Raw genomic sequence first — 12,401 nt, forward strand, 5'->3', positions numbered from 1 at the left:
CGTCACCCTCCCGGTGTGCCCGCCGCCGCGGGATCGCGAGTGGACAGCCTGGCCGCGACGTCGGGCAGTGCCTCGGCGAGGACGTCGATCGCGGTCAGGTACTCCTCGACGGCGACGCGTTCCTCGTCGGTGTGGTCGAGCGCGGAGTCACCGGGCCCGTACGCGACGGCGGGCACCTGCCAGGCCGGCACGAGCACGTTCATGTCCGAGGTGCCGAGCTTGACCTTCACGTTCGCCCGGCCGGTCACCCGCCGCACCGCGCGGACGAACGTGCGGACGAGCGGGTCGCCCCGGCTGGTCCGCACCGCGGGCAGGTCCTCGTGGACGGTCACCTCCGTGCTGTCCGTCCAGCCACGCAGCCAGGTCAGGAAGGGCGCCGACTCGAAGCCGCGCGGCACCCGGCACGAGAGGTGCGCGTACGCCTGCACGAGGTCGCCGCGCAGCGCGGTCAGCGCCGGGATCGCACGGTCGAACGCCGGCGCGGCCGGGTCGGTGTCCAGTCGGTCGCACACCGCGGCCCACAGCCCGGCGGCCACCTCGACGGCCCGCTCGGCGGGGCTGCTGGTGTGTGCCGCCGGTCTGCGCACCCGCCAGTCGAACCGCAGGATTCCCTTGTAGCCGACGACGACCGCCGCCGCGCTGCTCGGCTCGCCGATCAGCAGGAAGTCCGGCCGCTCGAGGGTGGCGGGCAGGTGCCGGGCACCGCGTGAGGCGTCCTCCTCGTCGACCGCGCCGACCACGACGACCCGGTAGGCCGGGCTCGCGGCCCGCGCACCGGCGTGGACCATCGCGGCGAGCGGGCCCTTGGCGTCGACCGTGCCCCGGCCGTACAGCACGCCGTCGACCTCGCGGACCGGCAGCGTGCCCGCGACGGTGTCGAGGTGCCCGACCATCATGATCGTGGGGCCGCCGGCGCCGCCGAGCTCGCCGACCACGTTGCCGACCGCGTCGATCCGCACCGCATAGCCGAGGTCGGCCATCCGCCCGGCGAGGTACTCGGCCGCGGGTCCCTCGTCGCCGGAGAACGACGGGATCGCCACCAGGTCGCGCAGAACGCGGACGGCCGCCCTGTCCTGTTCCCGGTCACGTCGCATTCAGGTCCACCAGCAGCATGTCGCGCACGCCGGTCATGCCGTCGGAGACCACGGGCGTCACCTCGTGGGTCAGCCGGGTGTCGGCGACCACCAGTGAGTCGAGCCGTTGGGTGAGCGTCAGGTGGACCGGCACGCGGCCCTCCCGGTACACAATGGACTCGCCGCCGACACAGCCGGTCCTGCGGAACAGGTGCATGCCGACGAAGTCGTGCCCGTCGCGGTGGCGTCCCTCCGGGGTCGGGCTCCCCGGCTCGGCGGGGACCGCGACCACCCGCACCATGTGCAGGCCGACGTCCCACTGTCCTCTGTGGCCGGTGACCCGCTCGACGACGGAGAGGTCGGCGGCCACCAGGCCGAGCAGCGCGGGATCGAGCAGGGTCTCGTCGGAGATCGCGCCGAAGACCCGTTCCCGGCCGCCGTAGTCGGGCATGCACTCGGCCGACTGCCAGAACGGGGCGTGCGGCAGCGGGGTGAACCGCCGGTGTCCCGGCGAGTCGCCATCGGCACGCAGTCGCCCGTAGCGGCGGTAGCGGTAGGTGCCCCCGTCGAACAGTGCCTCGTCCAGCTCGAGCCGGTCCCAGCCGTTCGCCAGCCGGTCGAGGTCGCCTGCCGGGAGCAACGCCGTCAGCTCGGCGCCCGGCACCAGCACGAAGTCCTCCGCGGCGAGGGCGTCCCCCCACGCGCCGGTTCTCGCGGCGTGGTCCGACTGGTTCCGCACGTCCACAGGCACGACAGTCTCTCCGATCTCCGAACCGGCGAAGGGACTCACCTCACCGTGCTCTGCCCAGAAGGCTCGCAACCGGGCCAACCGGCGGCCAGTCGGGCAGTTCCCCTACGCGACCCGCGAGGTGCCTGTGACAGGCTCCCGTGCGGCAGGTGAGACGACGGAAGGGGCGGCAGGGATGCGCCACTCGATACTCGCGCTGTGGAGCATGCCGAGAAGCCGCTCCACCGCGTTCTTCCGCATGATGTCCGAACGCGGCGACTTCCAGGTGCTGCACGAGCCGTTCTCCAACTTCACGCAGTTCGGCCACCTCGACGTCGGCGGCCGGACGGTCCACTCGGAAGGCGCGCTGGTCGACGCGATCCGGGGGCTGGCTGCCGACGGTCCGCTGTTCTTCAAGGACACCACCGACGAGCGGTACGCCGACGTGCTGTCCGATGTGGACTTCCTGGGCAGGGATGCGACGCACACGTTCCTCATCCGCCATCCCGAGGAGACCATCGCCTCCTACCACGCGCTGAACCCCGACGTCGGCTGCGCCCAGATCGGCGCGGCACACCTGCACGAGCTGTACCGGCGCACCGAGGAGGTGACCGGCACCGAACCGGTCGTGCTCGACGCGGCGGACCTCGTCGCCGATCCCGAGGGCATCGTGGCGGCCTACTGCGGGCGCGTGGGCATCCCGTACCTGCCGGACGCGCTGTCCTGGTCGGCGGGAGAGCGCGACGAGTGGCGCAGGACCGCGCGGTGGCACCGCGACGCCAGCGCCTCCACCGGTTTCACGACCAGGCCCGACCGGTACGACCTCGACGTGGCGAACCACCCGGTGCTGTCCGGGCACCTGCGCCACCACCTGCCCTTCTACGACGACCTGCACCGCAGGCGACTCACCGCGGGCTGAACAGCGGTCGGGGTATCTCCCGACTACAGCGATCACCTCCGTCCACCGATGCTCGGCACAGCGACCGGCCCGCGACGAGGAGATGGCGTGCGCACTGGCGAGGACCGAGGATGACCGACGTCGCCGTGGTCGGTGCGTCGGGCTACATCGGCGGAGAGCTGCTGCGCCTGCTGCTCGGCCATCCCCGGGTGCGGCTGTCTGCTGCGACCTCCACCCGGTACGCCGGACGCAGGCTGGACTCCGTCCACCCGAACCTGCGTGACCAGACCGACCTGACCTTCAGCGAGCCGGAGCGCCTCGCCGACCACGACGTGGTCTTCCTCGCCGCCTCCCGCACGGCCGCGATGGCGCTCGTCCCCCGACTGCTCGACCGCGCCAAGTGCCTGGTCGACCTGAGCCCCGACTTCCGGCTGCGTGACCCGGACACCTACGCGGACCACTACGGAACCCCCCACACCGCGCCGGAGCTGCTGGACCGGTTCGTGCCGGGCCTCCCGGAGAGCCACCGGACCGACCTCGCCTCGGCCGACGCCGTCAGCGTGCCCGGCTGCATGGCGACCGCCGCGATCCTGGCGTTGCGCCCGCTCGTCCCGCTGGCCGCGCCCGGCGCGCTGGTCACCGTCGACGGCCGGATCGGGTCGAGCGGCTCCGGTGTCGGTGCCACGCAGGTCAACCTCCACGCCGAGCGCAGCGGGGTGATGCGGCTGTTCGCCCCGGCAGGCCACCGCCACGAGGCCGAGATCACGCAGACCACCGGGCTGGCCGTGCGGATGAGCGCCACGGGTGTCGAGGCGGTGCGCGGTGCGCAGGTGGTGTGCCGGGTGCCGCTGGCGCGGCCGTGCCGCGAGGCGGAGCTGCGGCGCCGCTATCTCGACTGCTACCGCGACGAGCCGTTCGTCCGCGTCGTCGCACAGCGTCGCGGTCTGTACCGGCTGCCGGAGCCGAAGATCCTGACCGGGTCGAACTTCTGCGACGTGGGCTTCGCGGTCGACGACCGGACCGGCGCCGTCGTCGCCGTCGCCGCGCTGGACAACCTGGTGAAGGGCGGCGCGGGCAACGCGGTGCAGTGCCTGAACATCCGCATGGGCTGGCCGGAGTCGACGGGGTTGGGGTTCGCCGGGCTGCACCCGATCTGAGGAGCGACATGCACAGGAAGTTCGGCCGGGTGCTCGGGGCGGGCTGCGCGGTGGTCGTGTCGTCCGCGCTGATGGCCGTGCTGGGCGGCGGTTACGGCCCCCTGCCCGCACTCGGGCCCGCACTCGCGCCAGGGCAGGGCGTGTGGTCCTCGGCCACCGTCGGCACGTCGCCGACCGACGAGACGCTGCGCCTGCCCGGCATGCACCGCCCGGCCACGGTCTCCTTCGACGCAGGCGGTTTCGCGGCGATCACCGCGGCGACCGACGACGACCTGTTCCTCGCGCAGGGCTATGTCACCGCCCGGTTCCGGCTCACCCAGCTGGACCTGGCGCGGCGCCTCGGCTCAGGACGGCTCGCGGAGCTGAACGGGCCCGCACAGCTGGAGTCCGATCGGTTCGAGCTGCGGTTGGGACTGTTGCGGACCGCGAGGGCCCAGTGGGCGGACACACCGCGCGACAGCCCGGCAGGCAGGGCGCTGCTGGCCTACGCGCGGGGCGTGAACGCCCGGCTGTCCGAACTGGCGGCCGACGACCAGTGGCCGGAGATCTACCAGCTGACCGGGGCAAGGCCGGCGCAGTGGACCCCGGTGGACAGCCTCGTGGTGCAGGGGCTGCTGACACAGCAGCTCGACTTCTCCACGGTGCCGCTGGACTACGCGCTGCTGTGGAGGACCCTGGGGCCGGAGCGCACGATGGCGTGGTTTCCCGTGCAGCCGGTGACGAAGACGGCCGAGCAGCCCTACGACCTGGGCCCGGACCCGAAGCTGCCACCGGAACCGTTCGCGGTCCCGGACGCGAACGCCGCACCGCCGGACGAGGCTCCCGCACAGACGACACCGGGAAGCGCGCCGCCGGCCATGACACCGGAGACGGCGACCACGTTGCTCACCACGGTGCGCGAACAGCCGGTCAACACCCAGCACCTGCATCCCAACAGCAACGCGTGGGCGGCCAACGGTCCCCTGGTCGCCGGCGGTGGGGCCGTCCTCGCAGGCGATCCGCACCTGCCGTTGTCGCTGCCCTCCTACTGGTTCCAGGTCCGGCTCCGCTCCCCCGGCTACGACGTGGCGGGCGGGAGCGTGCCCGGGATGCCCGCCGTGGTGATCGGGCGGAACGCGCACGTCTCGTGGTCGATCACCAACGCGCAGACCCAGGCGACGCTGTACTACGTGGAGCGCACGGACCCGTCGCGGCCCGGCCAGTACTACTGGCGTGGGGCGTGGCGGGACATGGAGCAGGCGCGCTACACGATCGACGTGCGTGGCGGCGACCCGGTGCCGCTCACGGTGGACCTGACCGTGCACGGCCCGGTGATGACCGTCAACGACCAGCGGGTGTCGGTCACGTGGATGGGCAACTACCCGTCACCGGGTCTGGCCAGCCTGCTGTCGCTCAACCGGGCCAGCGACTTCACGGAGTTCCACGCGGCGCTGCGGGACTGGCGGGCGCCTGCGTTGAACTTCGTGTACGCGGACGGCGGCGGGAACATCGGCGCCGTCAGCGCCGGTTACGTGCCCCAGGTGCCCGAGGGGGTCCGGCAGTGGCTGCCGATGCCGGGGACGGGTGAAGCCGACCCGGTGGGCACGATCCCGTTCTCGGCTCTGCCGCTGGTGTACAACCCGCCGGGACACGTGGTCGCGAGCACGAACCAGAGGTCGGTGGGGCCCGACTATCCCTACTACCTGGGCACGTCACTGGACTTCGACCCCGGGTACCGGCAGTCGGTGATCCTCGCCGACCTCCAGGCAGGGCAGCCGAACACGACCGAGGACGTCACCGACCTGCAGGCGGACGTCACCGACTCGTTGGCCGCCAGGCTGGTGCCCGCACTGCTGACCGCGTTGGGGGACAGGAGAAGTCCGGCCGCCGACCTGCTCCGCGGCTGGGACCACACGATGCGCGAGGACTCCCCCGCGGCCTCGGTGTGGTTCACGTTCCTGCGCACGTACCTCCGCCTGGTGTTCCAACCGTGGTGGGAGGCCTACGACGTGCCGGTGAAGACCGATCCGTGGGTGTTCGACCTGTCCACCATGCCCGCCCCGCTGCGGGAGGCGCTGGAGCAGTGGACGCTGCACGATCCGGACAACAGCGCGTTCACCCCGCCCGGCGGGCCGCCACGGGACGCGGCCACGGTGATGCGGGCGGCGTTCGACGAGGCGGTGGCGGAGCTGTCGTCGCGGCTGGGGCCGGATCCGTCGACCTGGGCGTGGGGGCGGTCGCACCAGCGGGAGATCCCGTCGCTGACCGGGACCCCGGGGCTGGGCTACGGCCCGTACGCTGCCGACGGCGACCCGTGGACGGTGGACGCGGCGGTGGGCGGGATGACGGCCGACTTCGGTCCGAGCTGGCGCATGGTGGTGGCGTGGCAGGGTGGCGAGGCGGACGCGCTGGCGATCTACCCCGCAGGGCAGAGCGAGAACCCGTCGTCGCCGCTGTACGACAACCTGATCCCGCGGTGGCGGCGTGACGAGTACCTCCCACTCGACGGCGGACCGGAGAGTGCACTGTGGACACTGGAGCCGGCGCGATGACACCCGACCGGACAACGCCGGCCCGGAAGGTCGACCTGGGCCTGGTCGTGGGCACCGCGGTAGGCGCGGCGGCCGTGGCGGTGGGTGCGACGGTCGGTCTGTGGTTCCTGCCGTTCGTGGCCGGGGCGGTGCTGGGCGCGGTGAGCCCGGTGCGGAGGCCCGGCTTCGCGGCGACCGCGGTCGCGTTGCTCGTGCTGGGTCCACTGGCCTGGGGGGCGGTGCTGTTCTCGGCCATGGCCGACGGTGACACGATCGGCGGCACCGCCCGGACCGTCGCGGCACTGGCCGGACTACCCGCGGCCCCGGCGGTGACGATCGCGCTGACGCTGGTGGTGGCGCTGCTCCAGGTGGTGGCCGGTGCGCTGAGCGGCCGGTCCGTGGTGGGACTCGGCCTGACGCGGCGAGGCGTTCCCGGGTCGTAGGTCGTGCCCGCTTGACAACGGTCACATCCTCCTTCACTATTTCACTCCTTGATTAGTGAAAGGGTGTTGCTCGTGCTGGACTTCCGGCTCGACCCCGGTTCCGGGGTCGCCACCTACCTGCAGCTCGTCCACCAGGTCAAACACGCGTTGCGGCTCGGGTTCCTGCAGCCGGGAGACCGGCTGCCGACCGCGAAGGAGGTGGTCGACCAGCTGGCGATCAACCCCAACACCGTGTTGAAGGCCTACCGCGAGCTGGAGCGCGAGGGGCTGGTCGCGGGTCGGCCGGGGCTCGGCACGTTCGTCCAGCGTTCGCTGGGCGGTGCGTCGGTCGCCGAGCACGCACGGCTGAGGGAGCAGCTCGCGGGCTGGGTGCGGGACGCGCGGGAGGCCGGGCTGGACCCCGAGGACGTCGAGGCGCTGTTCGCCTCGGTGGTGCTGGACTCGTTTCGGGTAGGGGAGGACACGGCATGACGGCGCTGACGACGACGGGACTCGGCAAGCGGTACAGGCGGAAGTGGGCGGTCAGGGACTGCTCGCTCTCGCTGCCCGCCGGCCGGGTGGTCGCGCTGGTCGGACCGAACGGCGCGGGCAAGACGACGTTGCTGCACATGGTCGTCGGCCTGCTGTCGCCGGACGAGGGGAACGCCACGGTCCTCGGCGAGCCGGTCGGCACCACGCGGACCCTGTCCCGGATCGCCTTCCTGGCACAGGACAAGCCGCTGTACGACAGGTTCTCGGTGGCGGACATGCTGCGGTTCGGCGCGCACCTGAACCCGGGGTGGGACGACGCGCTCGCCACCGGCCGGCTCGCGGAGCTGGACATCCCGCCGGACCGCAGGGTGGGCAGCCTGTCCGGCGGCCAGCAGGCACAGGTCGCGCTGACCATGGCGATCGCCAAGCGACCCGAGCTGCTGGTGCTCGACGAGCCGCTCGCGAACCTGGACCCGCTGGCCAGGCACGACGTCATGCGCGGGCTGATGACCGCGGTCGCCGACAGCGGGATGACCGTGCTGCTGTCCTCGCACGTGATGTCCGACCTGACGGACACGTGCGACTGGCTGGTCGTCCTCAACCGCGGCCGGGTGCAGGTGTCCGGTGACATCGAGACCCTGCTCGCCGAACACCGCCTCCTGGTCGGCCCCGCGGAGCTGGCGGACGGCGTCGGCGACCGACTGTCCGTCGTGGACGAGACACGCACCGACCGGCAGGCGACCCTGCTGGCCCGCACCGGCCCGGTGACGCTCGGCCCGAGGTGGACCGCCCGCGGCGTGAGCCTCGAGGAGCTCGTGCTCGCCTACCTGCGCCGACCCGAGGCCGCGGCCCTGTCGGGCCCCGTCCTGGCGGGTGTCGGTCGCGAGGGGGACTGAGTCCGGCTCCTCGTCAGTCGTCGGCGGGTGGGAGGTGGCGTTCGCTCCAGTGCGCCGACGGCTGGAGGACGGAGATCAGCTCCTCCGCGTCGGGGGTGAGGGTGTTGGTGATCTGGACCGGGGTGGTGGGCACGACCGTGCGTTCGACGAGGCCCCGGCCCTGCAGCTGCGTGAGTCGCAGGGTCAGCTGTGGTCCGAGATGCCCGGGACGAGGGCGCGCCTGCTTCAGCGGGGCAGGAGCGTGCCGGTGTCGGTGTCGCGGGCGGCGGTGTGCACGCGGGTGGCGATGGCGACGTCGTGGACTCCCATGCCGAACGGGTTGATCACCGTGCGGTCGGTCGGCGTGATCGGCCGTGGGTAGGCGCCGGACAGGAGGGTGGCGAGGTCCGCGTCCACCTGACGGGCACCCGGGGCCGTGGCACCCGGTGCGGTGACGCGGCCTGCCTGCGCGAGGCGGCCCAGCAGCCGGGTGTCGTCCTCGCTGACCAGGTGCCAGTCGTCGACGAAGAGGTGGTCGGCGCCCAGCAGCACGTCCTCGGCGGCGTCGTCGAGGGACACGTTGAGGAAGACCGAGCCCTCCGGCAGCCAGTCGAGCCGGACGTAGGAGGTCGTGGTCGTCGTCGCGGCGATGGTGACCGGCGCCGACCGGACCGCCTGTTCCGGGTCGCTGACCGTCTCGACCGCGAGCCCCGGCAGTGCGTCGCGCAGGGCCTCGGCGCGGGAGGGCGACCTGTCGAAGGCGACCACGGACTCCACGGCGCCGTTGGCCACCAACAGGTCCAGGTGCGTCCGGGCCTGACGACCGCAACCCAGCAGGGCCACCCGGTTCACTGTCGAGAGTGGACGGACGGCACGCAGTGCGGCCACCGAGACCGCCGCGGTGCGCAGCGCGCTGATGTGCGCGCCCTCCATGATGCACACCGGCGCGGCGGACTCCCTGTCGTACAGCAGGATCAGGCCCGCCGCACGGGGCAGGCCGCGGTCCACGTTGCCGAGACAGGCGTTGATGATCTTGCAGCCGTAGGTGTCCTCGTGCCGGGCGGGCAGGATCAGGCTGCGGGCCGCGGTGCCGTCCGGGGCCGTCCAGCGCAGCGCCGCCTCGGGAGCCACGCCCGACCGGCCGGCACGCACCGCGAGGAACGCCTCGGTGACCACCTCGAGCGGATCGATCCGAGCGCACAGCGACTCGACCGTCGCGCCATCGAGGTACCGCAGCGAACTGGGCATGAACACGTCCGTTCTCGGGGAGGAGACAGGTTACTCGACCAGGCTTCCCGACCACCTGCCGGTCCGTTCCCCGTCGTCGAACACGCTGGTGTCCACAACGGGCGAGTCGCAGTCGGGGAAATCCACGACAGCCGAACCGGGCGTCCCCGCCCGTACGGTCGGGGGATGGAACAGCGGCTGCGCGCGGTGTGCGACCTGTCCGTCGCCACGGTCCGGGAGGTGTCGGGCAACCACGAGTACGACGGCCGGCTCCAGGACCTGTCCCCTGCCGGCGTGGCGGCCGGCCTGTCCGCGATGACGTCCGCGACCGACGCGGAGGGCCCACTGGACGATCCGGGCGAGGAGGCGCACCTGTCCGCCTTCGAGCGGGCCCTGCGCGTGTCGTTCGGCGAGCTGGAACTGCACCGGCGTGATCTCTACCCGCACCTCGCGAACCTGGAACTGGCCTGCTACGAACGCGAGTACGCGCCGCGGGAGGAACGCGACCGGGCCCGCCACCGGCATCTGGCGCAGTGGCCGGACGCGGTCGACATGGCGGTCGGCTCGCTGGACCGGCTGAGCGCCCCGGTGGCGGGCGCGCTGCTGGACGCGGTCCGAGGCCTGGCGGCGGACGTCCGTCCCGAGGACGGGGAGACGGGTGAGCGGGCGTTGGCGGCCCACGCCCGGCTGGTGGCCCACGTGGCGGAGGCGGCGGCACACGGCGATCCCGACCCCGCGCTCGGCGCACCCGCGCTGGCCGCGCTGATGGGCGCGTCGGAGGCGCTGGAGGTGGACCTCGGCAGGCTGGCCGAGCAGGCCGACCGGGAACGGGACCGGCTGACCGCGCGGCTGACGGACCTGTGCGCGCCACACCGCGACCCCGACGGCACGGTCGGCGTGGTCCGACGGCTGCTGGCCGACCACCCGGGTGCCTGCGAGGTGGTGGCCGCGGCGAAGGCGTGCACGGAGGAGGCCATCGCGTTCTGCCGCGAGCGGGACCTGGTGCCCCACCTGGACGGGGAGTGCCTGGTCGGCCCCGCACCCGCGTCACGGCGATGGGTGAAGGCGATGATGACGTGGGCCGCGCCCAACGAGCCGGACAGCCCGTCGTGGTACCACGTGACACCGCCCGACGAGAGCTGGCCGGCGGAGCGGACCGACGAGTGGCTGACCATCTTCAGCGCGACGACGCTGCCTGCGATCACGGTGCACGAGGTGGCGCCGGGGCACTTCGCCCACGGCAGGACCCTGCGCAGGGTGCGTGGTCCAGTGCGCAGGACCCTGCACTCGTTGACGTTCATGGAGGGCTGGGCACACTACGTCGAGGAGATGTGCGTCGAGGAGGGCTTCCGCGCGGGCGACGAGCGGTTCGCGATCGGCGTCGTGCTGGAGGCACTGGTCCGGGTGACCCGGTTCGCCTGCGCGATCGGGCTGCACACGGGCGGCATGGACGTGGCGGAGGCAACGGCACGTTTCGTCGACGACGCGCACCTGGCACCGGCCTCCGCCGCCAGCGAGGCACGACGCGGCACGTTCGACGCCACCTACGGCCGCTACACGTGGGGCAAGCTCGCGATCCAGGACCTCCGCGACCGCGCGAGACGCGAGTGGGGAGCCGGTTTCACGCCGGGCCGGTTCCACCGGGCACTGCTCGACCTCGGCTGTCCACCACTCGGCCTGATCGACCAGGCTCTGGCCTCCCCCGTCGCGACCACGCGCAGAAGCAGGTAGGCGCCGGCAACAAAGGACCAGGAATGGCGGGCCACCTCGCGCACATACGCTCGGCGACCGATGACCTCCATTCACAAGACCCGACCGGGTGACGTTCTCGTTGTTCCAGCGTCCGCGGTGACCGAATCGGCCTATCCTGGTGATATGTTCCCCCGCCGGCCGGTCGTCAAGAACGAGATCGTCGCGCGTCAGATGAGACAGTTCTTCCGGTCGCTCCGTGAGATCAGACCCGAGGGTGTCGCCAAGAGCTACGGCGCGTTCCAGTGGGATCGCGTCAACGAAAGCCTGGACAACGCGATCGAGCTGTCCAGGGACAGATACCACATCAGCCTGTCGACGGCCCGGGAGAATTTCGACCAGCTCACCAAGCGCACGGCTCTGGTGTCGGACACTCTGCTGCTGTGCCACGACTGGACCGGCACCTATCACGGTATCGGCGAGAGCGGTCCAAAAGGGCGGGACTACATCTCCCCCAAGTACACCGTCGCCGACTCGAACTACGCGGTCGCGGAATGGCAGACGCAGCAGCGCGAGCACGACGCCAGGCAGGGAGAGAGCACGACGGTCTACGGCATGCACTGCCCGGACCTGGACGAGCTGGGCCGATGGCTCCTCGGTGCGCGGGACCTGCTCGAGGCCGGCCTGGTCTGGTACCTGCCGAGCTACTCGGTGGTGACGCACCACGTCGGAGAGCGGCGTGATCCGTACCTGCAGACCTACGGCGCCCTGGAACGTGCCAAGGCGGTCGACTTCCTGGTCCGGGACGGTCGTGCGGTGGACACCTCGGACGTGTGGCCCACCAAGAGCCATCTCGTGCGACCGCTCATGCAGGTGGACCTGCCGTTCATGGACGGCCTCAGCATGCGGGACTTCAGCAAGGTCACCCTGGAGGAGTTCGCCTCCTACTCGGCTTTCCGCGACTTCCTGCGCAGAAGCTTCCTGGAGATGGACCAGTCGCTGGACGCGGTCCAGTCGGACCAGGAGATCGCCAAGCTGGGCCTGCGGATCAGGGAGCAGGTCCGCGCCGCGCGTGCGGAGATGGAGCTCGTCCGCCGGAAGAGGGCCGTCGCGGTGACCGGCGCGGTCGTGGGCACGGTGGCCACGGTCCTGGTGGCGGTGTGCGGGTCGGTCCTCGCGGCGGCGATCACCGCTCTGGGCGCCAGCGGCGGCCTGTGGAGCTACATGAACGCCGCGGCGGAGAACAGCACGCGTCTCCTCTGCGAGACGAACTGGCACTATGTCTGGGTGCTGGCCAGGAAGAGCGGCACCCACGTCGTGTGACGGGCCGG

12 protein-coding genes are annotated in these 12,401 nt (G+C 72.1%); 8 read left to right on the forward strand and 4 right to left on the reverse strand.

Features of this window, described 5'->3' with window-relative positions; genetic code table 11:
* Window positions 1–2 precede the first annotated feature (2 nt).
* A complete protein-coding gene (locus CLV71_RS34565) occupies window positions 3–1,094 on the reverse strand; it encodes a M20/M25/M40 family metallo-hydrolase (RefSeq protein WP_133907100.1) in 1,092 nt (363 codons plus the stop codon).
* Window positions 1,084–1,818 (reverse strand): 2OG-Fe dioxygenase family protein, encoded by a 735-nt coding sequence (locus CLV71_RS34570; RefSeq protein WP_166664386.1) that lies wholly within the window; start codon window positions 1,816–1,818, stop codon window positions 1,084–1,086. Before CLV71_RS34570 ends, CLV71_RS34565 begins: the two co-directional genes overlap by 11 nt.
* Window positions 1,819–1,996: 178 nt before the next feature.
* On the opposite strand from CLV71_RS34570, the gene CLV71_RS34575 reads away from it, so the two are divergent.
* The 6 genes from CLV71_RS34575 to CLV71_RS34600 all read left to right on the forward strand — a co-directional run bounded on the left by CLV71_RS34575 (window position 1,997) and on the right by CLV71_RS34600 (window position 8,175).
* A complete protein-coding gene (locus CLV71_RS34575) occupies window positions 1,997–2,719 on the forward strand; it encodes a sulfotransferase-like domain-containing protein (RefSeq protein ID WP_133907102.1) in 723 nt (240 codons plus the stop codon).
* Window positions 2,720–2,829: 110 nt separating this feature from the next.
* Window positions 2,830–3,855, forward strand: a complete 1,026-nt coding sequence (gene argC / locus CLV71_RS34580; protein ID WP_133907103.1) for an N-acetyl-gamma-glutamyl-phosphate reductase — start codon at window positions 2,830–2,832, stop codon at window positions 3,853–3,855.
* An 8-nt stretch (window positions 3,856–3,863) separates the two neighbouring features.
* Complete coding sequence (locus tag CLV71_RS34585; protein WP_133907104.1) at window positions 3,864–6,386, forward strand: penicillin acylase family protein; 2,523 nt, start codon at window positions 3,864–3,866, stop codon at window positions 6,384–6,386.
* The gene (locus CLV71_RS34590; RefSeq protein WP_133907105.1) at window positions 6,383–6,808 is read left to right on the forward strand and encodes a hypothetical protein; all 426 of its coding nucleotides are present in this window, start codon (window positions 6,383–6,385) and stop codon (window positions 6,806–6,808) included. Before CLV71_RS34585 ends, CLV71_RS34590 begins: the two co-directional genes overlap by 4 nt.
* A gap of 72 nt (window positions 6,809–6,880) precedes the next feature.
* The gene (locus tag CLV71_RS34595; protein ID WP_133907140.1) at window positions 6,881–7,279 is read left to right on the forward strand and encodes a GntR family transcriptional regulator; all 399 of its coding nucleotides are present in this window, start codon (window positions 6,881–6,883) and stop codon (window positions 7,277–7,279) included.
* Complete coding sequence (locus CLV71_RS34600; protein ID WP_133907106.1) at window positions 7,276–8,175, forward strand: ABC transporter ATP-binding protein; 900 nt, start codon at window positions 7,276–7,278, stop codon at window positions 8,173–8,175. Before CLV71_RS34595 ends, CLV71_RS34600 begins: the two co-directional genes overlap by 4 nt.
* Before the next feature lie 13 nt (window positions 8,176–8,188).
* On the opposite strand, the gene CLV71_RS50230 is transcribed toward CLV71_RS34600, so the two are convergent.
* Window positions 8,189–8,404, reverse strand: a complete 216-nt coding sequence (locus CLV71_RS50230; RefSeq protein ID WP_133907141.1) for a winged helix-turn-helix transcriptional regulator — start codon at window positions 8,402–8,404, stop codon at window positions 8,189–8,191.
* A complete protein-coding gene (locus CLV71_RS34610) occupies window positions 8,401–9,402 on the reverse strand; it encodes an NAD(P)-binding domain-containing protein (protein ID WP_133907107.1) in 1,002 nt (333 codons plus the stop codon). The genes CLV71_RS50230 and CLV71_RS34610 overlap by 4 nt, the downstream gene beginning before the upstream one ends.
* Window positions 9,403–9,567: 165 nt before the next feature.
* Between CLV71_RS34610 and CLV71_RS34615 the strand changes: the two genes are divergently transcribed.
* Window positions 9,568–11,112, forward strand: a complete 1,545-nt coding sequence (locus tag CLV71_RS34615) for a DUF885 family protein (RefSeq protein WP_133907108.1) — start codon at window positions 9,568–9,570, stop codon at window positions 11,110–11,112.
* Window positions 11,113–11,256: 144 nt separating this feature from the next.
* Entirely contained in the window at window positions 11,257–12,393 is a 1,137-nt protein-coding gene (locus CLV71_RS34620; RefSeq protein WP_133907109.1) for a hypothetical protein, read from the forward strand.
* The last annotated feature ends 8 nt before the right edge of the window (window positions 12,394–12,401 follow it).

It is taken from the genome of Actinophytocola oryzae, assembly GCF_004364325.1.
Taxonomy (GTDB): domain Bacteria; phylum Actinomycetota; class Actinomycetes; order Mycobacteriales; family Pseudonocardiaceae; genus Actinophytocola; species Actinophytocola oryzae.

Bases quoted from the DNA above. Each gene is read 5' to 3' on its own strand.
- CLV71_RS34585 (WP_133907104.1), top strand. From the start codon at position 3,864: ATGCACAGGAAGTTCGGCCGGGTGCTCGGGGCGGGCTGCGCGGTGGTC.
- CLV71_RS34600 (WP_133907106.1), top strand. From the start codon at position 7,276: ATGACGGCGCTGACGACGACGGGACTCGGCAAGCGGTACAGGCGGAAG.
- CLV71_RS34610 (WP_133907107.1), bottom strand. From the start codon at position 9,402: ATGCCCAGTTCGCTGCGGTACCTCGATGGCGCGACGGTCGAGTCGCTG.
- CLV71_RS34590 (WP_133907105.1), top strand. From the start codon at position 6,383: ATGACACCCGACCGGACAACGCCGGCCCGGAAGGTCGACCTGGGCCTG.
- CLV71_RS34575 (WP_133907102.1), top strand. From the start codon at position 1,997: ATGCGCCACTCGATACTCGCGCTGTGGAGCATGCCGAGAAGCCGCTCC.
- argC (WP_133907103.1), top strand. From the start codon at position 2,830: ATGACCGACGTCGCCGTGGTCGGTGCGTCGGGCTACATCGGCGGAGAG.
- CLV71_RS34620 (WP_133907109.1), top strand. From the start codon at position 11,257: ATGTTCCCCCGCCGGCCGGTCGTCAAGAACGAGATCGTCGCGCGTCAG.
- CLV71_RS34565 (WP_133907100.1), bottom strand. From the start codon at position 1,094: ATGCGACGTGACCGGGAACAGGACAGGGCGGCCGTCCGCGTTCTGCGC.
- CLV71_RS34615 (WP_133907108.1), top strand. From the start codon at position 9,568: ATGGAACAGCGGCTGCGCGCGGTGTGCGACCTGTCCGTCGCCACGGTC.